We start from the raw sequence: 21,192 nt of genomic DNA, 5'->3' as shown, positions 1-21,192 counted from the left end.
AGTGCACTTCCTAGCCGTGAGCTGATTGCCGATTGTATCGAAACGGTGATGAATGCCCACAAGCTTGACGGGCTTATCTGTATCCCAAACTGCGACAAGATCGTTCCGGGGATGCTGATGGGTGCATTGCGTGTCAATGTGCCGACGATTTTTGTTTCGGGCGGGCCGATGAAGGCGGGGCACAAAAAAGACGGTACCCCTATCGATTTGGCAACGGCGTTCGAAGCGGTTGGACAGCATGCGGATGGAAAAATGTCCGATGAAGAGCTTTATGAGATCGAGTGTGAAGCGTGTCCGAGCGGAGGATCGTGTTCGGGGATGTTTACCGCAAACTCAATGAATACACTCTGTGAAGCGATGGGGGTAGCATTGCCGGGCAACGGTACGGTGCTTGCAATGACACCGGAGCGTATCGAGATGGTTAAGACGGCGGCACGCCGCATCGTTGAGATGGTCAAAGACGAAAACTCCCAAAAATGGAATATGCAGAATATTCTGAACGAAAAAGCGATTCACAATGCATTCGTTGTCGATATGGCAATGGGTGGATCATCCAATACCGTATTGCATATGTTGAGTATCGCCAAAGAGGCGGGAGTTGATTTCGACATTACCCAAATTAATAAAATCAGCGAAAATGTTGCTCATATCGCGAAAATCTCTCCATCGCTCTCGACCGTTCATATGGACGACATCAACCGTGCCGGAGGCGTTAATGCCGTGATGAAAGAGGTGAGCCGCCGCGGTGGAATCCTCCATACCGATGCGATGACGGTTACGGGTGAGACACTGGGTGAGCGGATCAAAGACGCAGAGATCAAAGACTCGAATATCATTCACACGAATGAAAATGCCTATTCTCCGGTCGGCGGGCTCTCGATACTTTTCGGTAATCTGGCCGAAGAGGGTGCCGTTGTTAAAACGGCAGGAATTACCCCGAATATGCGACAATTCAAAGGTTCAGCGGTTTGTTTTAACTCACAGCAAGAGGCAATCGCAGGGATCGTAGGGCACAAAGTCAAAGCGGGTGATGTCGTCGTTATTCGATACGAAGGGCCTAAAGGTGGGCCGGGGATGCAAGAAATGCTTGCTCCTACGGCACTTATCATGGGTATGGGCTTAGGAGAGAGCGTTGCTCTGATCACCGATGGCCGTTTTTCAGGTGCGACACGCGGAGCCTCTATCGGTCATGTCAGTCCCGAAGCCGCCGAGGGGGGATTGATCGCTTTGATCGAAAACGGCGATGAGATCGAGCTTGATGTCGATAGCCATCTTTTACAGCTTAATGTGAGCTATGAAGTTTTAGAACAGCGACGTCTGCATTGGAAACCAATTAAGAAAGAGATCCATTCCAAATGGCTTAAGCGCTATAGTCTACTTGTCTCAAATGCCTCTAACGGTGCCGCTTTAAAAACAGAGTTATAATCCTCATGTGCCGGAGGGTTGAAACTCCGGTACAATTTTTTGCAACGCTTCAATGGCGTTACCGCTTGCTACTAATCTTGCAATATCTTCTTTTAATGTTTCAATCGGATAGGGAGTCGAGCGGGCAATCATGATCGATTCAAATGCCGTTTTCTGTTCGCTCTCATCAATAAGCAGCTCTTCATAGAGTTTTTCACCGGGGCGCAAACCGGTATAGACGACGTCTATCGGTGTTGATGCGTAAAGCCGGATCATCGTTTGTGCCAAATCGGCGATTTTTACACTCTCTCCCATATCGAGAATAAAGAGTTCTCCTCCGCGTGCAATGGCGGCGGCTTGTAAAACGAGCTGGCACGCTTCGGAAATGAGCATAAAATATCGGGTAATATCGGGATGGGTAAGGGTGATGGGTCCTCCCGATTCGATCTGAGATTTGAATTTTGGAATAACACTCCCGCTGGAACCGAGAACATTTCCGAATCGGACGGCGACGATTTCACTACTCTGCGATGGAATATTCTGGGCATACAGTTCTACTATCCGTTTTGTGGTTCCCATGACATTGGTCGGACGTACGGCTTTGTCGGTCGAGATGATGACGATTTTCGGAACTTCATATTTTATAGCCGTATCGATAACGTTGCAGCTTCCGATGATATTGTTCATGATTGCGGTTTGGATGTTGGCTTCACACAGGGGAACGTGTTTGTAAGCCGCTGCATGGATAACGATATCGGGACGGGAATTTTCTATGATTTCATCTAACGTGTTAAGATCAATAATATTGCACAAGTATAACGATGCTGAGGGGACTTTTTCTCCGATCTGATAAAGATTGTACTCGCTGTGATCGATCAGAATAAGCTTTTGTGCTCCAAAACGGCGGCATTGCAGCGTTATTTCACTACCGATACTCCCGCCCGCTCCGGTGATTAGGACATTCTTACCGCGAATAAATGTTTCAATCGTCTGAGTATCGAGATCTTTCGGATGACGTGCGAGAAGTTCTTCGACCGATAAAGAGGTGATGGTCTCCTTGCCATCCGATAGAAGGGTAGAACGCTTGATGTCTCGCATACCGGCATCGGCCAGAAGCTTATAGGCTTTTCGAAGAATTTCACTCGGCATCGAACCGTCAATAATAGCCGCTTCGATTCGTTTGGATTCAACCAAAGAGACAATTGCTTCGGAACCTGAGATATTAAGATTTTGTATCGTTGAGCCGATCATGCTGCGATTTTTTTCCTGTATGGCAACAATCCCTATCGGATAATAGTCATTGGAGCTTTCCAGCATGCTTTTAATGAGATTAGCGGTATTGGGAGATATCCCTATAATCAAGGTTGGTTTGTGGGCATCTCCTTTGGACGATCCCATCGAAAGACGTTTTGATAATCGCAACGCACCTACCAAAATTAGAGACAATATTAAATCGATTCCGATAACGCTGCGCGGCATCGGAAGAAATAGCGAAGCATTGATCAGATACAGTAGAAAGAAAGCGACAAAGGCCAAAATATGGGCATAAAAAAGTTGCTTGGCATCATGAAGACCGAAAAAACGCCATGTCACACGATAAATTCCGAAGAGATAAAAACTTCCCCATTTCAACAAAACAAGGGTAAAAAAGACACTATAGAATTTTGACATATGTTCGGGAGGGATAGTAAAATCAAAACGAAGAGAATAAGCAAAATGGAGAGATACAAAAAAAAGGATGAAATCGGCACCTAAAAAAAAGAGAAGCCTTTTGGTAAAACTCGGTGTGAGCAAACCAGACGCTCCCTTTTTTTCTCGTAATGCCATACGTTAAATCTTCAGTTTGTATATTTTGGTCAGCGGGCTGAGAACAACCGGCTGAAAAAGATTTTTGTCATATTGCTCAAATACAAACATCTGAATGTAGGCAGAATTAAAATAATAATCATCCACAACAAGAAATTGACCGTAACTTGCCATATAGATAACCGTTAGCCCGTCTGATCCAAACATTTGTTTATTAATTTTAAGACGGTGATCAGGATCGTATCCTACTTGGTAAAATGCTTTGATTGGGATATTTTGTGATCCCATTTTTAGGGTGCTGGTTGCCTTTACAATTGAAATCCCCTGACCTAATTCAATACTCTGTCCGACATCTTGAATCATTCGGCTTGTATAGAAAAATGGGCTAGGCCGCTTTTCCTTGCCCGTTAAATCAAGATTGCTGAAAAGTGATACGGTCGGGAAAATTTCCATCATCCGTAACGGTAAAAAGAGGTATACGTCTCGTGTTTTTTTAGGAGTTTTATATTCGGGAAGGGAGAGGGAAGATATAAAATCATTAGGGTCTTTAAATCCCTCTTTCGTAATCATCGTTTCAAAATCATTAGCGGTTTTATTGGTATCCGAGAATCCCCGTTCGGTATATTCGGTATAAAGACGCATCATGTGCGCGGCAGAGAGAGAGTCTTGAGCGGTCAAAACAAAAGAAGCCGGATAATTGACGTCACCGCTGTGTTTGCCGCCGTCAATCCATGTTTTTACGTCGCTGTAGTAGCGAACCGGATATCCATAGTCCCACCAGGTGACCACATAATCTTCTCTGGAAGCAATTTTGCCAAGTTCATTGAGTGCCACAACCTCTTGATCGGTTAAAACGGTCGGAGTCATGTATTCGCGGATATGGACATAGTTCGGATAAATAGCTGCGCCGGTCAAAAGGATCAAAGAGAGAGTTCGAAGCCACGACTTTTCTATTCGCTGAGTAGAGAACATCAACAGATAGGCAAATCCGATTGCCATCATAGGAACCGCATAGATGGTGAATCGAAGACCTGCAAACATGGCGATAAATCCAAGTCCTACAAGAGGGAGCGTCACGAGCAAAGGGCGGTATGCGATCAGTGCCAAAAGATAACCGATACATGCGAAGATAAAAGTGACGGTATGACCGCTGATGCGCTCTGCAAAAATGGTAAAAGGAATTTCTCCCGCTTCTCTCACGGTAGACATTACGTTGTAGTAATGGAGAGAAGATGTTATGGTATTTTCTCCACCGGTGGTAAAAAAATAAATTTTAAGTCGAAACCAAACCGGATCGAGTCCTCCCGTAAAAAAGTAAACGGCCAGTACTCCGGCGAAAAGATACCAGAAAACTTTTTCTGAACGCTCTTTTTGAAAATGAAAGAGGGCAAACAAGGCCACTGCCATTGCGATTTTAGTAAGCATAGGCAACGATAAAATTCCGATCAGAATAAAGAGGGCTATTTTATAAAAATAGATATTTTTACGATCGAAGAGGAGGGTAAAACCGATAATCATCAAAAATAAAGCACTGTCCAGAGTATAGGCCTGCGGATACCACCACTGATACAGGGCAATGGATATCGTGATAGGGATCAGATAGCGATTGCGCTGATGAGTGAGGGCAAGAATGAGGGTATACATCTCCAGTACCGGAAATACGATATTGAGCATATCGGTATCGTAGTATCCGGTCATGGTACGGTTATAATAACTGTTAGCAATGGAGCCAATAAGTGCTGCAATAAACCCCATGGTCGTTTGGTTTAAGGCTCTGCCGATCAATATTAAAGGGATGACGATTAGAGAACCGAGAAAGGCGGGCATATACAAGATCAGTGTTTCAAAACTTACCGGAATAATTTTTGCCAACAGAGCCGTTAATTGAGAGATAGCCGTCTCAACAGGAGAGAGATCGTTGGCTTCATGATGCCCTTGCAGAATGTCACGCCCCCCTTCCGCAAAAGCATAGCCGTCATTATTGCTGATCATTAGTTCATTATTCCAGTGAAACTGGGGCTGAGTACTAAATTCGTTAACCCAGATAAAACGGAGAGAAATAGAAAATAGATAGGCAAGTGTGATTAGTATGAGCAAAGTAGCTGTAGAAGTTCGATCTTCACGTAGTTTTAGCATGTAGTTATTGCTCCGTATTTTAATGGTGTATTTTAGCCAAATGGGACGCCTTTATCAATAATCTAAAAGGCTAGTGTGTTACACCCTCTTTGTTTATTACTTTTAAGAAGGTTAGTAGAATGATTTTAAGGTCAAAAACAAAAGAACGGCGGTGTAAATATTCTGCATCAAGAGCCACTTTTTGCGGTATCGGCAACTCATCCCGTCCGTTGATTTGCGCCCAACCGGTCAGACCGGGAGTGAGGATGTGAACCCCTGCCTCCGTTCGCTGGGAGATGAGGTCATCTTGATTGAACAGTGCAGGGCGCGGTCCGACGAAACTCATGTCACCATTGAGGATACTCCACAGTTGCGGCAGTTCATCCAAACTGCTTTTGCGTAAAAATGATCCTATCGGGGTCAGTAGTGCTTCGGGATCATTGAGCAAATGTGTGGCAACCGCCGGTGTGTCGACCCACATACTGCGAAACTTCGGCATTAAAAAGAGGCCATTGTTTTTACCTACACGCTGTGACCAGTAGAGAATCGGACCTTTGGAGGTTATCCGAACCATAATTGCTACGATTATAAAGGGGATAAAAAGGATTATAGCGGCGAGGGATGCCAATAGTATGTCAAAAAGGCGTTTCAGTGACATGGGGTTTCATTTCGGATCATATTTATTATTCCTTCTTCCGTGGTGTATGGATTGTGAAAATTTAATTGCGTTTTTGTATCGGTATTATCAACGTGCAGATTGCCGTAAAGTTTTTTGTACAATGAGGGCTTTAGACTCTTGAGAAACATTTCAAAAAACGGGATGCGTACTAAAAATATTTTTTTGTTTAGAGTTTTTGCAATAAGTTGAATCAGCCGTGTTGTTGAGAGCGGGGTGTCATCGGCAGCCAAAAATATTCCGTTTGAACGTTTTTGCAGTAGTGTATGCATCAAAGCGGTCAAATTATCGATTCCAACAAAGGTACGACTGTTTTTTATCTCCCCGAAAGGCAAAATCGGTACGGTACGAGCGAGCTTGAGTAGTGAAGCGATATTCCCAGGCGCATTCGGGCCGTATACCATGGGAGATCGGAGAATGCTAACCACAAAAGTGTCATCCATTAAACTGCTCAGTAACTCTTCCCCTTTTAATTTGCTTCGTCCATAGGGAGTTTCGGGAATACATGGTGTGTTTTCGTTAATCGTAGCACTCTCTTGGTATACGGCGACACTACTGATGAAAATGAAATGTTTGACACCGGTTTCTTTTGCTTTTTTGGCTAATTGATACGGATATTCGGCGTTGATGGCGTCATACTCATTTTGGCTATATAGGGCTTTTTGATGCACCAATGCAGCGCAGTGTACGATCGCATCAATCTTTGTGAAAGCGACGGATTCCAAAGAAGAGGTTTGCAGCGAAAAAAAATCAAACGTATACTGAGTGTTGAAATTATGAATAAAACGGCGGGCAATATAACCGCTGCTTCCCGTAATAAGAAGATTCATTGATGGTCCGCTTTAGAGAGTGTTTCAAGTGTTTTAGAATTTATCTTTTTTCGATAGCTATCGAAAAACCACCCATATTTATTAAAGTATACAAGCGCTGAGTGGAGTGAGATCAAAAGGAGTTTTCGATTCTTATAGAGTCCGCGCTGATATTCATGGGTGATGGAAACATTGGGATAAAGGATCGTTTTGGCAACCTTGCTGATTCTTCGTGAGAGATCGGCATCTTCCAGATACATAAAAATTTTCTCATCAAATAATCCTACTTTTTCAAGAGTTTCGGTTCGTAAAAACATAAAACAGCCTGTGATAAAAGGGATTTCCGCAATCGCGTTGTAATTAAAAAAAGCAAGTTCGTACAAATCGTTTTGTCGCTTGACAAATCCTTTAAGTGGAAGCAACCTTCGTGCAAAAAGATCAAACGGGGTAGGGAGCAATTTTGCCACTCGTTGAATGGTCCCGTCGGGATATAAAACTTTAGGCATAAGAAGTCCTACATCGGTATGTTGATCCATGTAATCGATGATTTTTTCCATAACGCCTTGATTGAAATAGACATCAGGATTGAGGACAAGGTGATAGGGTGATTTATCGGTGATGGCTTTTTTTAGAGCAATATTGTGAGCTGCACCGAATCCGGGATTGGAGGGGTTATGGATATAGTGAATCCGATTATCGGCTGTTGATAATATTCGTAGCTGATCTGTCGGTGAGTTGTCAATAAGATAGAGTTTGATTTTGCGGGGAGTATTCAAAAAACTTTGGACAGCTTTTTGAACCATCGGAATCGGATTGTTGTACATCACAATGGATGCAGTTACATCCAAAGAAGAGTGTTGCTCATTACGGCTATCGTACGGAAGATTGGAGTTCATTAAAGTTCCTAGGGAAATGTTCGAGTATATATTTTGTCCAGAAATAAAGGACTATTACTGCCCATTTTATTTTAAAAATTGGTTTAAAAATAATGAAATAGAGGCGTATGCTTTTGGGTAATCTATTGAGCACAATCGGGTCAATATAGGCAGCGTAACGTGTAAAACATTTTATTTTGTCTTCCAGCTGCGATCCATCTTGGATTGAATAGTTTCTCCAGCCCAAGTGACGGGCTTGCCAATGACCCGTTGTTCTGGCAACATAATAATACGGTTTAACCAAAGAGGCATGCCCGGGCAACATTTTAAAGGCTGGAAGGATAAAAAGGTCTTTTCGATAGATTGCCAATGTTGTATCGACCGGAGCGATAATCAATCCGCTTGAACAAGGGCCGCAAAGGTAACGGGATTCCCTTTTGAACGTATCCTCGAATTCAGCTCTCTCTTTGATGTAACCAAGATCCAGTGCGAGCCCTATTTTTCCGAAATGGGCATTTTTTTTCATTTTAGAGAGTAAATATTCGAGCCAGCACATATTGTTTTTTGGAAGTGGCACCGTAATGTCGCCATCCGATAAAACATAAAAATCTTGATCATATTGTTCATCTTTTTGAATACAACCTATGGCAAGGTTAAACCCTAGAATCCATTCATTTCGAGAATTATATAAAACGGTTATGTTTTCTTTGTGCGCTAATTCTTCTAATGCCTTTTTTTGATCGGAAGATTTTGAATTATTATCCACGATAAATATATGGTAATTTGCTTTGGTTCTGTTCAAAATAGAGCGGACCGATAGTTTTAGATATCTGTTTTCGTCTTTCGTAAGGATGATTATAGGTATTTTTTTAGACATCGCAGGCATCATGCTTTTTTAAAATATTTTTTTATTAATTTCAATAAGTAGATACTTAACGCTTTATACGCTTTTTCCCCGTTTTCTATTTTTGCAAGCATCTCTTCGGTTAATGCTCTGAAGATATATTGCGATGATAATCCGCCATCTCTAAAATAGACTAATGTTTTAGGGAGATAGATCGGATGTATCTTATGGAGATTGACGGCTCTGTACATAAAATCATAATCTGAGGCAATCTTGTACCATAATCGGTACAGACCGATTTTTTTATAAACTGCTTGTGTGCAAAACATGGAAGGATGGGGAGCGAATAACCCTATTTTGAGTTTTTTCGGACGCCATCCTTTGACAATTCCGTCATTCTTTAAAATGTCGCCCCAGATAATAAAATATCTATCATTTTGGGCAGTATAAACATCTTTTATACTTTCCAGGACATTGGGCATATAGTAATCATCAGCATTGATCATCCCTATAATGTCTCCGGTTGAGAGGGTTAATCCTTTGTTCATAGCATGATAAAGGCCATGATCTTTTTCACTAACCCAATAATCTATTGCATAGTCGTACTTACGGATAATTTCGAGTGTAGTATCTGTACTTCCGCCATCGATGATAATGTATTCAACATTGTCATACGTTTGATTGATGACGCTTTGAATGGTCTCTTCAAGATATTTTTCTCCATTATAAACGACCGTGATGATGCTAATAAGAGGTTTTTCGGGATAAGATTTTTTAAAATATCCATTGCTTCTCAGTCCGCCTTCATTTTCGGTAGTTTGATTTCTTGATAAAAAAAGAAGAGGCTCGAATTTATCTTCAGGACTAAGAGCGATGAGTGGTTTATCCGTAACAGCAAGACGTGTGGTACTGAATTTTGGATCAAGTTGAATAGGATTAGGCATTTAAATAATCTTCTATTTTATGGAATTTTTTATAATTTTTCTTTAAATCGTCTATCTCATTGTCCCACCATTTCAGTGTTAGGAGTTTTTGAATTTGATCTTGCGTAAATCGGTATCGAATGATTTTGGCAGGGACTCCTCCCACGATTGCATAGGGGGGAACCTCTTTTGTGACGATTGAACCGGCCGCAATAATCGCGCCATCTCCTATAATAACACCACCAATAACAAGGACATTAGCCCCTATCCAGACGTCGTTTCCTATTTTAATGGCTTGGGTCTCTTCAAAATAATTGTGATCAGCAAAGGAGATTTGAGGTTGTTCACGTACCGAAAAGAATGCAGGATGGGTCGATACAAACTCTTTAGACGGGTGCATACCGAGTCCGATTTTGCAATCAGGACCTATACTACAAAATTTACCTATAGAGGTATTTGTGATTTGTGTTCCATTGGCAATATAAGTAAAATCATCTAAACAGCAGTCATTTAACAGCACATTCTCATATAGTGCATTGTATTGACCAAATTCAGAGTTGTGAGCATTCGAAAAATATCCTATTTTTAGGTGTTTTTCTTTATATTTTCGTTCCAATTTTTTTGATCTGACTAATCGAACAAACCAAATTGTTAAAGGGTTCTTTATCAGACTTTTCATCAGGAAATCGCCAATAACTTTTTTATTGCCCATTTGATTTGGCTTTTAAGTTTAATATTAAACGCCTTATTAAAATTGGAAATCACATTATTATTCAATTCAATATCTTTATTCAACATAAAATGCTTGTTTTGATTGAGTTCCCGATGGCTGTATATATTGGTCTTGTCTATTCCGCAATGAACTCCAGAATTGTCGTGTCCGATATTGTTGACAAAAGAGAGTGTCGGATAAATGGTTAATTTATTCTGTAATAGTGCATGATAAGACCATCGGATATACCAAGAATCGAGTTTTCCATCCATCTGCATCTTCAGCATATGGGATAAATCGGTACCGCCTTTATTAAATGTACTGATTTTTGTTTTGTTTGAAACAAAATCGGGGTAATCTTTAACATCCCAATCAATTTTGTCCCATCTGTTCTTCCATGTTGCCCAACTCCATGACATTGGTCTATAATTCAAAAAAATATCTTCGGAATAGTTTTTTTGGAAGTTCATGAATGTTGATGAAAAACTGAATCCAGTTATTGAAAAAATATCATCTCTGTCTGCAAATGTTTCTAATGCTGAATTCATGAAGTTTAAAAAGTACGGGCTTGTCATCAAATCATCTTCGAGAACGATAATTTTGTCATATTCATTCAAAATCGTGGTGGCTCCGTCGATGACTGAGTTCGCCAATCCCCAGTTTTTATCCCGTTCTATGATAGTGATTTTTTTGAATCCGTCAATTTTTTTTATGTAATCTCGCACTTTCTCTACATTTTCTTTTGCATCGGAATTTTTAGGGGCATCGCTGTAAATAAACAGTTCACTCTCCGGTGCCAACTCATTTTTCTGCAAAGCTTCAATCGTTTGTTGTGTATGCCAAGGGCGGTTATATACAAAAAGAAGAATAGGAGACAAACCTTGATTCATTGATGACCTTTTATCTTTTTTAATACATATCTTGGGATTTTTTTTAAATTCTTCATGACAAATAAACTATACGTTATGATATATTCATTTCGATTAAAAAGTTGTTTCCAAAATAATGACGGTTTCAGTAATTGGCCGTTGTTCTTTTTTGACAGGACGATAAGATTCTCTTTTTTAGTGGATAATATTTTTTTGAGCAGAGTAGAATGGAATGGAACACCGTGAATATCGCAATCAAAACAAAAGGTATGGATATTTTGGTATTTGGAAGCAATGGAAATGTCGTCTTGATCGATTTTAGAATGTTTACAAACAAAATAAAAAATATCCGTGCTGCTCTTATTTAAGAGGGGCTCTAAATTATAATAGATTTTGTTTTGATCGTATAAATCAACCACAAGCTTGTCTTTTCCCTCACGCAGATAATTTTCTAAGGTAAATTGCCCTGCAAATGAAAAAACTGCATCCGCTTTTAATAGCATACCTACAATGGTTGCGACGAACCCTCCTGATGATGTTCCAACGAGAATTAATTTTTCTGAAGCATGATGTTTTTTTATAAACTCCGCTATTTTTTCAAATGAGTTAATTTCTTTATTTATACCTTTTAAATACCATTGTTTATGGATATCCCTGAGAAAAATCATTTTTTTGGCAAACGGAAATTGATTTTCAAATTTTGACCACTCATAGCGGTCTTTGTTTTTTATGGTACTGTGGAATTCTTCATAGGTATTAGGGAAGTAGATCCCATTCGAAGAAAAATAGACTACCGTAGCATTACATTCGGCACAATGGGGATTCTCAATAATCTTATAGTTATCATGGTGGCCATAATAATGGACAACTTCATCGCCGTCATGATGGTTGAAGCTCATTGGCTTTTACGCTTAAAGTGTATTTTGTCGGTATATTGTACATTCAATTCTCTGTGGGTTACGAGCAGAATGATTAAATGCTTCGGCAGATTGTTGATGGTTTCGACAATATTTTTTTCAGTTTCTTTGTCAAGCGAGCTGGTGGCTTCATCAAAGAAAAGGAGATCCGGGTCATTATATAAAGATCGTGCTATCGATACTCTTTGTTTTTGACCACCGGAGAGCTTGCTTCCATTTTCTCCGACTTGATACGCTAGGTTATCCGTGTATTGTGTAAGGCTTGCCTGTTCCAAACATTTGATAACTTTTTCCTTATCGATGCGATTTGGATAAGCAACATTGTATTCTAATGTATCATCAAATAATAGCGGGTCTTGCGGAACATAACCGATTTTGGAGTACCAAGACTCTTTGGATATATCTTTGAGTTCAATGCCGTTTATCAGAATACTGCCTTGATATTCATCTCTGATTTTCAGCAAGATATCCAGAAAAGTACTTTTCCCGCTCCCGCTTTCTCCGACGATCTCTATAATATTTCCTCGCTGGAGGTTTAGATCAATTGCATTTAAAACGGGATCATTATTGTTGTATGAAAATGACAATTTGGATATAGTGATATCGGTAATTTTGTTAATCTCTTTTTTAAGAAGGATGGTTTCTGGTTTATCCTCTTTTGTGTAATGCAAAATATTATCAATAGAACCAATAGAACTGACAAAAAGGACCTTGTTCGTATTGATCATCTTCAGGTAAGGCATCAGTCTGAAAATAATGTAGATATAGGTGACGCTTTCGCCTAAAGAGTTGCTATTGCTGGAAACCATGTATATTGTAATAATCATAGTCAGAACACTGAATATTTCGGTAATAGGTCCCGTAACATTAGAAAAAATATCTCTTCTTTGTGTAACATCACTATTGATTTTATTGTTGAGTGCAAACCTTTTTACTTCATAATCAAAAGCATTTTTGGTGTAAACGACTTTTATATTTCTAATAATTTCATTAAAAATTCCGGATAAAACACCCCATTGTGCGGAGACTTCTTTACTGTACTCCCCTACTTTTTGAAAGAAATATTTGTTAATGTGAATAATTCCAAAGACGGCGATTAAAATCATTAGTGTATTTGTAAAGTTTGTGTATAAAAGGTAGGCCAAAAGGAGAAATACAATAATGGCTGAGTTTAGAAGCAATAAAAGCGCTACAATTGAATTGTTTATATTATGTGTTTCCCACATAATGATATTATTGATTTCTCCGACATTATGGGTCACCTCTTTTTTTAAAACATAGTAGCCCGACAAAATATTTTTGAACATCCTGTTTCGTAATAATAGTGTGAAATCAAGCCGTAAGAGGGTAGATATATTCATATAGAAAATAGTAAAAATATTTTTTAAAACATTGCCTAGCAAAAATAGTATAAGGCTGTAAATCAGTGCGGTATTGTACGTATGTACATAATGGGATATATAGTTGTACATAAAAATATCTTTTATTCCGCCGGAAGAGAGTAAGTTGAAGATAGGTGCTAATAAAAAAGCGCTAAATATTTCAAGACCGGATACGATAAAAGCGATAAAAATCAATACATAGAATTTTTTATAGAACTTTGTTTCATAGATACGTTCAAAGAGTAAAATTATTTTTTTGACAGATTGTATAAAGTTCATCTATTTATAAACCCTTATAATTTTTAGAAAGGGTTGATTTTCCCCATAAGTATGGGGTAATATCGGTCCATGCATTTTGTGCGTTATTAAATACGTTGTCTCTTTTTGAAATAATATTTAAAACATTGTCTTTTACGGTTTGAGGATTTGTTACTAGCGAAGATTCTAAAAAGTCTTTTGAGTGGACTAAATCTCCGAACCAATCTCTTAAATCGTTTTGCATCCAGTCAAGAATCGGAGAGGTAAAGCCTATTTTTTGTTTCCTCCATGTGACCTCTTTGGGCATGTATGGATCAACAGCATCTCTTACCAATTTTTTTGTATAGCCGTTTCCGAATTTACTGCTGTAAGGCAACGAATTAACAAAACTTACAATCCTGTGATCCATAAATGGCATTCTGATTTCAACACTGTTCATCATCGAATATCGGTCATAATTTCTTAAAAGGGTAGGAAGTATTGTTTCATGAAAAATAATGTATAGACTTTGAGAAAAATTATCCAGTTTTTTATAATTCGGGTGGTTGTAATCTTTGGATTTTAATCCCATGCCGGTCATTTTTTTCACAAAAGTTTTGAACATGAATTTCGAATAGAGTTCTAGGCTGCTTTTAGCAGTATTTTGGGAGAAATTGCCAACAGATTCGTAATGGGTATCCAAAATGTCCTGAATGCTGCTGAGATCGAATTTAGTATCCCATAGCGCTTCTAGAATATGCCCGTAGCCGCTAAAAAGCTCATCTGCTCCGTGCCCGTCCAAAGTTACGGTAACTCCATTTTTTTTGACTGCTCCGTACGTCATCAGCATAGGGATTGGGCTGGTGATATAAAGATCTTCAAACATGTAAAAATATTCGTCTAATTTGTCCCAATATTTCAAAGGGTCAATGTCAATGAAAGTTGCCTCAATCCCTATGTGATCAGTCACCATTTTTGCATAAGAGGATTCATCAAGCGGAGTTCCCGGAAAACTTGCGACAAAGGCATGCTGCCAATCTTTTTTGCCGTAATCAATTTTTCCTTTCGATAAATGTGCCATAACGGAAATAGTAGCACTGCTGTCAAGCCCGCCGCTTAACGCAGTACCGATAGTGACATCGGAGCGCATTCGAATCTTACAGGCATCAATAAACAGTTCCCGGAATCGTTCCACTTGTTCATCATAGGTTTTTGGAACTTCAACCAAATGATCCAGGGTATTCCAATATCGATTGAGTGTCAATTTCCCATTTTTATAAAACCCGTTGTATCCGGCCGGAAATCTTTTAATCCCTTCGATTAAACATTTATCCGTCGATTCGTACGAGAAGATATTGTTTTTGATCCAGTCAAAATCTTTGGAAGGTTTGACTTCTTCTAAAAACGGGTAAATAGCTTTCATCTCGGAAGCGAAAACAAATTTTTCATTAACGTGCGTGTAAAACAGAGGCTTTTTCCCGAATCTGTCTTTTGAAATAAAAAGTTCTTTTTTATGACTATCCCAGATGGTAAAAGCCCACATGCCGTTAAATTTTAAAACACATTTGTCGCCCCAAGCGATATAGGCATACAAGAGAACCTCTGTATCGGAATGGGATGTAAAGGTATGTCCTAATCGTTCCAGTTCGTTTTTTATCTCCAAAAAGTTGTATATTTCTCCATTGAAAATGACAGAGTAACGTTTGGAACTGTCAAACATCGGTTGATGCCCGTGGGTAATATCAACAATTGATAACCTTCTGTGCCCCAAAGTAATATCACTCCCGACCGATTCGATGCCGTAATCATCAGGACCGCGATGTGCTAAGGTATCAAGAGCATGTTTGAAGAATTTTTCTTCTGTTTTCGGTATTGTTCCTAGGATTCCACACATTGCTTATTTCTCCGCAATTATTTTTGATAAATAATTTGCAACGCCTATGGCCGAATCTCCGCGGGAATCACCGAAAAAATATGTTCTGGCAACATCTCTTTTTTTATCAGCTTCTATCCAACATTCTTCATCGGATAAATAGCGGCTTAATTTATCAATTTCATCTTCATTGATTGACGGTAAATATTCACGCGCTTCCATAGATGTTGAAGTCGAAGTGACTGTATCTTTATAGACGTTTTTATGATTAAGTAAAATAATTCGTTTATCCATATACATGGCACTAAAAATACTACCGCCGTAGTCACATACGACAAAGTCTGAAATCAGGTACAGTTCTGTCATATCTTGATATGCATTGTCGTTTAGAATAAATATTCCGCTGCTTACAATATCCAATACTTTTTGATTGAATCTGCTGTACTGAGGGTCTATTTCCAGTGGATGGGGGCGAACGATTATATTATAATCTTTTAGGAAGGTTTCCATTGCAGATGAGTATGTTTCAATCGTTGAAAAGTATATATTGACCGTACATATCCATAGGATTGTTTTTTTATTTTTATTGCAGGAGTATTTATTTAATAGAAACTCTTTTGCAGAAGGGTCTCCCTCTTTCTTAAAATAGCTGTCATATCTTGGATAGCCCATTTGAAAAACAGGTTTATGAAATAACTCTTTGGTGATATTCGAATCGCGAGGGCCATGGCAAAAGAATAGATCGTATGCTTCATTATAGTCATTTTTATATTCATGGTATTTCTCTACACCTGAATCTGCCCCATACATGAATTTGATATTATAATACCCCAAAATTTTCTGCATATATTGTTTCTTAATGGGGAATATTTTATTAATTTTCGATTTTAATAGTATTTTATTGATTGACAGCAGTAGTATTGAGACAATTCTTGAAACAATAGATCCCTCTTCGCAGGTATTTCCCCCTAAATACAAATGAGTTAAAAGGCATTTGTATTTATCAATAAACATTACTTCGTCTAAAAATCTAACATTCCATCCATAATCTTTTAAGTTATCGACAACCTGCTGATAAAGGGGTGAGTTGAATTTGTTTGCTAGGATAATATCAAACGTATCATTCGGGAGTTTCATCATGATGTTGTGATAATGGTCGAAAATATACTCTTCATTGATAAAAAACGCGATTTTATGTATGGTGTTATAGGTTCCGAACAGGTAGTTTGAAAGTTGCCGCACCGAGAGCATATCAGTTTTTTGCCATTTCGTTAAATCGAGTATTAATGATACTGCATTTAAGATCATCGACTGTATCGATTTCTACCCATCCGCCATGAATAAATACCGGTTTCACGTTCATAAGGTTATCAATGACCATTTGAATAAAACTTGTCATGTACATATTGTTGTAATCTTTTCCATCATATAATTCAGTTTTGTCCAAAGAGTCGTAATAATCGATGATTTTGCTAAGTGTATTTTTGGAGATTTTGATGAGTCCAATATATTGCCCTTCAATTTCTTCATAGTTTTTCGGCTTTTTCCCCAATTCGATAATATTGCCATCTTTCAGTTTCAGTGTTTCTGCATCGTCTAAGGGATTTTCCATCCGTAAAGACCATAGCTCTTTCCAATCTTTGTCTACGACGACACTGAACTCTTCTTTTGAATTGATCAGCTGCTCAAGAATCTCTTGTTTGTATATTATGTCGGCGTACGAAATGATCAAGTCATCATTCATAAATTCTTTTGCGCAAAAGAGTGTTGAAACCATATTGGTTCTGTCAAAGTCCATGTTGGTAAAAAAAGTGCATTCCTGACCTTTTAAGTACTTTTCTAAAACCTCTCGTTTGTACCCATTGACTACGGCTATATTTCTTAAATTACATGCTTTCGCGGTTTCTAAAATATAATCTATGATCGGTTTATTGTTATATTCAACCATACATTTCGGTCTGTCATTAGTAAACGGTCTTAATCTTGTTCCTTGACCAGCGGCCAAAATTATCATTTTCATAAGTTAAAACTCCAAATTGTTTCTGCTTGCAATAAAATAGTTATTCTTTATATCTTTCTTATTATATAGAAGTTCTACTTTAGTTTTTATATCTATCAGTTTGCATCCAGCTTCATTGGCAATGATGTGTCCTGCAGCCGTATCCCACTCTTTCGTTCCATTAAAGCGAGGGTACACATCGATTTCCCCCTCAGCCAATTTACAGAGTTTGATAGAGGAACCAAACCGTATTATATTGGCTATATTGTTATCTTTTAAGAAGGTTAAAGTCTCTTCTGTAGAATGGAAAATACTGTCCGTAGCGATTAATTCTTTCCGAGTGGATCGGTTGTAGATATGTATATCGTTTTTATAGGCTCCGAACCCTTTTTGTGCGTAATATGTTGTTGCGGAAACCGGCACATACACTACACCCATGATGGGGTAATTGTCTTCAATCAGGGCAATATTGACTGTAAATTGTCCGTTTTTGGCAATAAAATCTTTTGTCCCGTCAAGAGGATCGACTATCCAGAACCGAGTCCATGTTTTTCTAATTTCATAGGGAACGGGGTTTTCTTCGGAAAGAATGGGATAGGAGCTTTTTGCTCGTAAAAGATTTTGGATGATCGCATCAGCCTGATAGTCTGCTTTTGTTACAGGGGAACCGTCTGATTTTTCTACGATTTCCATATCTGTGCAGCTATTGTATATTTTTAAAATAGCATCTCCCGCCGTCTGCGCAATTTTATTAAGGACTTCTTGGGTGATCAACGATAGTTTCCATTAAAAAATTTTTGTATAAATGCTACTTCTTCTTTTTTAAAAGGTGACTCTCTTTCAGTATGCCACATTTGTCCGAAAAGTGCATATTTTATGTGTTCAACAGCTTTGATAATCCCATCTGGCGAAGTGGCTGAAGGCAGCAAACCTTTTCCCAATGTATCGATTGCATAATTGTGAAAGGAGTTTACTGCTCCGAGAGCTTTAAGGTCTTTCGCATAATGAGAATCTTCGTTGATATTGAGGTTGTGTCGAACGGCAACATGCCCAGTTGTTTTTTTAAAATCAGATCCAAAATATTCTGCAATCACCTGAAGCCCGCGACAAATCCCGAATAATGGGATGCTATTTTCAACGGCAAATTTGATTAATGCTTTTTCATATTCATCTCTTTGTTTCGAAAGAGAGTCTTCATTAACGCTGTTGAGATCATTTCCTCCTGTTAAGAGTATTCCATCGATTGTACATTCTGAAAAATACTCTTTGAAATCCACTTCATACGGTAAAATAATTGGTAAAAAACCGGCGGCATGGATCAGCTTGGAATATTGTATGTCAAGTGCCTCTCTCGTTTCATGATAGGATGAATTGGCGATTAGTCTTTGGGTGATAGCAATTTTTTTCATAGGACTATTCTAACCTGTTTGTTGAGTGCGTCAATTTCTACAACGGAGGACTTGCAATAAAGATCAAAATTGCTCTCTCCGCAACCTATGACTGCCGGAATCCCCATTTCTGCACAACGAATCGCCATGTGGGAGTTTGCACCACCGTAGCAGGTTAGAAGGCCAGCTATATTTTTAGAGAATAGATAATCATATCCGGGGTCGGCTGAGCGAATGCAGACAATCTTTCCTTCAACCGGTGTGCAGTGAATGTTTTCTTCCAAAACAATATCCGATTCGATTTGTTTGTGGGTTATGAAATTGGCTTCACCTGGTTCCAGGTGAAAACTGTATATTTCTTCAGGCTCGACTATGACACTTGGTAGTTTGATAGCTTTGGTAAATTGATAATATTGACGATTTTTTGAAATATCCGACTTGAAAATATCTTTGACGTCTCTATGATCAAGGGTAGAGTATAAGGTGAGAATTTTTTGAATATCCAAATATGCGAGCTCTTCACGGGTAAAACCAAATTTCTTGCCAAGTTCTTCGATATATTTTAGAATTTGGCTTAAATGCTTGGTGAAAACAAATTTGGAGTATTCTCTGCCCTCGATAGAGTCTTTAATAAATGTTATTAAATGGTTGAAATTTGAGTTCAATCCATTTTTTGCAAGTAGTTTGTTTATTGTCGATATTTGTTCATTGGAAAATGAGAATTGATATTCTTCATTATGCTCAATTGTATGTTTAGAGCTAAAATAAGCGTCATATGCTTCATCATATCTCTGTGACAAAATATCATATGTACCTGGTCGCAAGTGCCCGTATTTTTGTAAAAATAATTTTTTATCCAGAGTTTGAGTATCCTGAGATAAATTTTTGGATACCGTATTAAGAGACTTCAAAAATGCATCATATTCACTTTGCGTAATGATTTTTTGTTCCATAAATGATTGTAAAAGTTGTACGGCTATAAATGCCGCCCTCGCAATTCCGGCGAAAGGAAGTGTTCCGTAGCGTTTTACATCTTGAACCAGCCAATATATCTTATCGATAAGAGAAAGCTCTGAGTTGACGATATCATCGTATTTTTTTGTCAAACTCTCAATTTTAAGAAGATCTTTTTTATAAAGTCCATGTTCTTCATCTATGATATTGTTAGTTAGTAATAAAAGTGCTTTTTCAATTGACATCAACTCTTCTTGGCTGAAACCGAATTTTTTTAAAGCATCTAATTTATTTGATATTCCGAAAAAATAACAGGAGAAGACAATTTGAAACTCTATCTTATCGTGATGATCTGTATTCTCTGTCAGCATGGATAAATAGTAGTTGACCAGTTTTGAAGCTATAGTGTCATCTAATGTTTTAGGTACGAATGAGTTGAAAGAAACCCTTACATCAATGAATGGAACACCTAGAAATGAGATTAGTAGCGGATGTGAACGGAGATTTCTGTAGCCATAGTTGTCTCTTTGATATGCCCATGTTTCATCAGTAATTAGCTCTTTATATAAAGACAATGCGAGTCTTTTCGGACGAAGTCCAATGATCTCTGCAGGATTCCAATCGGGCATAACGCCAAAAATTGTTTTATCTCCCAGTAAGTTCGGATGGGGAGCATTGAGCTTTTGAATTTTCTTATATATTTTTGTGAGACTGGAGGAGAGTCCGATATGCGATAGAGACTCTTTGCTCTCAGAAACAATAGCTCTGACCTGAAGAATATATAATATATCATCACTGTAGGCGAATTCAATATCTAAAAATGGATGATTAAAAATACGTTCACATTCTTTTGCCGTTTCAATGAGACGTTGGAGGTTGCTATTGGCAATATTTTTGCTCTCTTTGAAAGAAATAAAGGTTTTTAGATTCTTGCCAAACCCGCTTGTAACACTGCTTGTGGAGCCGCTTTCATCATAATTTACGATGTAATAGGGGCTTAGAGTGTCTAAGTCAGCGGTAAATATTACTCCTGACATAGCCACTTTGCTTAGCATCGGTTGTACGAAAACTTCATCTTTACTATCGGATTTCTCTCCATAGGAGTCTATTACTTTTTGTATTGCCGAATTTAAATCATTCAAGGAGGATGTCTCGACATTCATGATTGAATCAAATCCTCCAGCATTGGATGTTTGTTCGTTGTCTTCATTTTGAGAAGATGATCGAACAATCACTTGCTGTGTGAAGGTTTGACGTATCTGATTAAGATAAAGGTCTTTGTCGTTTTTGTACTCATGAACACTAAAGCGGATAAGAGGAAGAATTTTAGCTCTTGTTAAATGCGGAGAGAGGATTTCCAATGTTTTAGCTTTTGAAGAGAGGGAAAGAGTCAGCATTTGCTTTTGTCC

At 38.5% G+C, this 21,192-nt stretch carries 18 protein-coding genes; 1 reads left to right on the top strand and 17 read right to left on the bottom strand.

From position 1 onward, the window contains the following. The coding region (gene ilvD / locus Q0C19_RS03630; RefSeq protein WP_295052878.1) for a dihydroxy-acid dehydratase at positions 1-1,425 on the top strand (1,425 nt) is incomplete at its 5' end. 3 nt (positions 1,426-1,428) lie between these two features. Here ilvD and Q0C19_RS03625 read toward each other — a convergent pair. From Q0C19_RS03625 to Q0C19_RS03545, 17 genes are all read right to left on the bottom strand, one after another. Further along, complete coding sequence (locus Q0C19_RS03625; protein ID WP_295052876.1) at positions 1,429-3,231, bottom strand: nucleoside-diphosphate sugar epimerase/dehydratase; 1,803 nt, start codon at positions 3,229-3,231, stop codon at positions 1,429-1,431. Positions 3,232-3,234: 3 nt separating this feature from the next. Beyond that, a complete protein-coding gene (locus Q0C19_RS03620) occupies positions 3,235-5,346 on the bottom strand; it encodes an STT3 domain-containing protein (RefSeq protein WP_295052874.1) in 2,112 nt (703 codons plus the stop codon). 70 nt (positions 5,347-5,416) lie between these two features. After that, entirely contained in the window at positions 5,417-5,983 is a 567-nt protein-coding gene (locus Q0C19_RS03615) for a sugar transferase (RefSeq protein ID WP_295052872.1), read from the bottom strand. Next, entirely contained in the window at positions 5,974-6,831 is an 858-nt protein-coding gene (locus Q0C19_RS03610) for an NAD-dependent epimerase/dehydratase family protein (RefSeq protein WP_295052870.1), read from the bottom strand. Before Q0C19_RS03610 ends, Q0C19_RS03615 begins: the two co-directional genes overlap by 10 nt. Then, on the bottom strand, positions 6,828-7,706 hold the full coding sequence (locus tag Q0C19_RS03605; RefSeq protein WP_295052869.1) for a glycosyltransferase family 2 protein: 879 nt from the start codon (positions 7,704-7,706) through the stop codon (positions 6,828-6,830). Before Q0C19_RS03605 ends, Q0C19_RS03610 begins: the two co-directional genes overlap by 4 nt. Beyond that, positions 7,681-8,562 carry a glycosyltransferase gene (locus Q0C19_RS03600; protein WP_295052867.1) on the bottom strand — a complete coding sequence of 294 codons (882 nt, stop codon included), beginning with the start codon at positions 8,560-8,562 and terminating at the stop codon, positions 7,681-7,683. The genes Q0C19_RS03605 and Q0C19_RS03600 overlap by 26 nt, the downstream gene beginning before the upstream one ends. An 8-nt stretch (positions 8,563-8,570) precedes the next feature. After that, positions 8,571-9,473 carry a glycosyltransferase family 2 protein gene (locus tag Q0C19_RS03595; protein WP_295052865.1) on the bottom strand — a complete coding sequence of 301 codons (903 nt, stop codon included), beginning with the start codon at positions 9,471-9,473 and terminating at the stop codon, positions 8,571-8,573. Continuing rightward, complete coding sequence (locus tag Q0C19_RS03590) at positions 9,466-10,164, bottom strand: CatB-related O-acetyltransferase (protein WP_295052864.1); 699 nt, start codon at positions 10,162-10,164, stop codon at positions 9,466-9,468. The genes Q0C19_RS03595 and Q0C19_RS03590 overlap by 8 nt, the downstream gene beginning before the upstream one ends. Next, on the bottom strand, positions 10,131-11,054 hold the full coding sequence (locus tag Q0C19_RS03585; protein ID WP_295052862.1) for a glycosyltransferase: 924 nt from the start codon (positions 11,052-11,054) through the stop codon (positions 10,131-10,133). The genes Q0C19_RS03590 and Q0C19_RS03585 overlap by 34 nt, the downstream gene beginning before the upstream one ends. Continuing rightward, positions 11,051-11,932: a hypothetical protein gene (locus Q0C19_RS03580; RefSeq protein WP_295052861.1), complete on the bottom strand. Its 882-nt coding sequence runs from the start codon at positions 11,930-11,932 to the stop codon at positions 11,051-11,053. The genes Q0C19_RS03585 and Q0C19_RS03580 overlap by 4 nt, the downstream gene beginning before the upstream one ends. Further along, entirely contained in the window at positions 11,929-13,611 is a 1,683-nt protein-coding gene (locus tag Q0C19_RS03575; protein ID WP_295052859.1) for an ABC transporter ATP-binding protein, read from the bottom strand. The genes Q0C19_RS03580 and Q0C19_RS03575 overlap by 4 nt, the downstream gene beginning before the upstream one ends. A 4-nt stretch (positions 13,612-13,615) precedes the next feature. After that, positions 13,616-15,463: an asparagine synthase (glutamine-hydrolyzing) gene (gene asnB, locus Q0C19_RS03570; protein ID WP_295052858.1), complete on the bottom strand. Its 1,848-nt coding sequence runs from the start codon at positions 15,461-15,463 to the stop codon at positions 13,616-13,618. Between the two features lie 3 nt (positions 15,464-15,466). Then, complete coding sequence (locus Q0C19_RS03565) at positions 15,467-16,582, bottom strand: CDP-glycerol glycerophosphotransferase family protein (RefSeq protein WP_295052856.1); 1,116 nt, start codon at positions 16,580-16,582, stop codon at positions 15,467-15,469. A gap of 112 nt (positions 16,583-16,694) precedes the next feature. Then, complete coding sequence (locus Q0C19_RS03560) at positions 16,695-17,462, bottom strand: phosphocholine cytidylyltransferase family protein (protein ID WP_295052854.1); 768 nt, start codon at positions 17,460-17,462, stop codon at positions 16,695-16,697. Positions 17,463-17,465: 3 nt separating this feature from the next. Continuing rightward, a complete protein-coding gene (gene cysQ / locus Q0C19_RS03555) occupies positions 17,466-18,215 on the bottom strand; it encodes a 3'(2'),5'-bisphosphate nucleotidase CysQ (RefSeq protein ID WP_295052852.1) in 750 nt (249 codons plus the stop codon). After that, positions 18,212-18,850, bottom strand: a complete 639-nt coding sequence (locus tag Q0C19_RS03550; RefSeq protein ID WP_295052850.1) for a type 1 glutamine amidotransferase — start codon at positions 18,848-18,850, stop codon at positions 18,212-18,214. Before Q0C19_RS03550 ends, cysQ begins: the two co-directional genes overlap by 4 nt. After that, a partial coding sequence (locus Q0C19_RS03545) for a PEP-utilizing enzyme (protein ID WP_295052848.1) occupies positions 18,847-21,192 on the bottom strand: 2,346 nt, incomplete at its 5' end. The genes Q0C19_RS03550 and Q0C19_RS03545, both read right to left, overlap by 4 nt.

Source organism: Sulfuricurvum sp. (assembly GCF_023250475.1).
GTDB lineage: Bacteria > Campylobacterota > Campylobacteria > Campylobacterales > Sulfurimonadaceae > Sulfuricurvum.
This window is presented reverse-complemented; position numbering and strand designations above follow the sequence as displayed.

Excerpts from the sequence above, each read along its gene's own strand:
- Q0C19_RS03625 (WP_295052876.1), bottom strand. The coding sequence starts at position 3,231 with ATGGCATTACGAGAAAAAAAGGGAGCGTCTGGTTTGCTCACACCGAGT.
- Q0C19_RS03620 (WP_295052874.1), bottom strand. The coding sequence starts at position 5,346 with ATGCTAAAACTACGTGAAGATCGAACTTCTACAGCTACTTTGCTCATA.
- Q0C19_RS03615 (WP_295052872.1), bottom strand. The coding sequence starts at position 5,983 with ATGTCACTGAAACGCCTTTTTGACATACTATTGGCATCCCTCGCCGCT.
- Q0C19_RS03610 (WP_295052870.1), bottom strand. The coding sequence starts at position 6,831 with ATGAATCTTCTTATTACGGGAAGCAGCGGTTATATTGCCCGCCGTTTT.
- Q0C19_RS03605 (WP_295052869.1), bottom strand. The coding sequence starts at position 7,706 with ATGAACTCCAATCTTCCGTACGATAGCCGTAATGAGCAACACTCTTCT.
- Q0C19_RS03600 (WP_295052867.1), bottom strand. The coding sequence starts at position 8,562 with ATGTCTAAAAAAATACCTATAATCATCCTTACGAAAGACGAAAACAGA.
- Q0C19_RS03595 (WP_295052865.1), bottom strand. The coding sequence starts at position 9,473 with ATGCCTAATCCTATTCAACTTGATCCAAAATTCAGTACCACACGTCTT.
- Q0C19_RS03590 (WP_295052864.1), bottom strand. The coding sequence starts at position 10,164 with ATGGGCAATAAAAAAGTTATTGGCGATTTCCTGATGAAAAGTCTGATA.
- Q0C19_RS03585 (WP_295052862.1), bottom strand. The coding sequence starts at position 11,054 with ATGAATCAAGGTTTGTCTCCTATTCTTCTTTTTGTATATAACCGCCCT.
- Q0C19_RS03580 (WP_295052861.1), bottom strand. The coding sequence starts at position 11,932 with ATGAGCTTCAACCATCATGACGGCGATGAAGTTGTCCATTATTATGGC.
- Q0C19_RS03575 (WP_295052859.1), bottom strand. The coding sequence starts at position 13,611 with ATGAACTTTATACAATCTGTCAAAAAAATAATTTTACTCTTTGAACGT.
- asnB (WP_295052858.1), bottom strand. The coding sequence starts at position 15,463 with ATGTGTGGAATCCTAGGAACAATACCGAAAACAGAAGAAAAATTCTTC.
- Q0C19_RS03565 (WP_295052856.1), bottom strand. The coding sequence starts at position 16,582 with ATGATGAAACTCCCGAATGATACGTTTGATATTATCCTAGCAAACAAA.
- Q0C19_RS03560 (WP_295052854.1), bottom strand. The coding sequence starts at position 17,462 with ATGAAAATGATAATTTTGGCCGCTGGTCAAGGAACAAGATTAAGACCG.
- Q0C19_RS03550 (WP_295052850.1), bottom strand. The coding sequence starts at position 18,850 with ATGAAAAAAATTGCTATCACCCAAAGACTAATCGCCAATTCATCCTAT.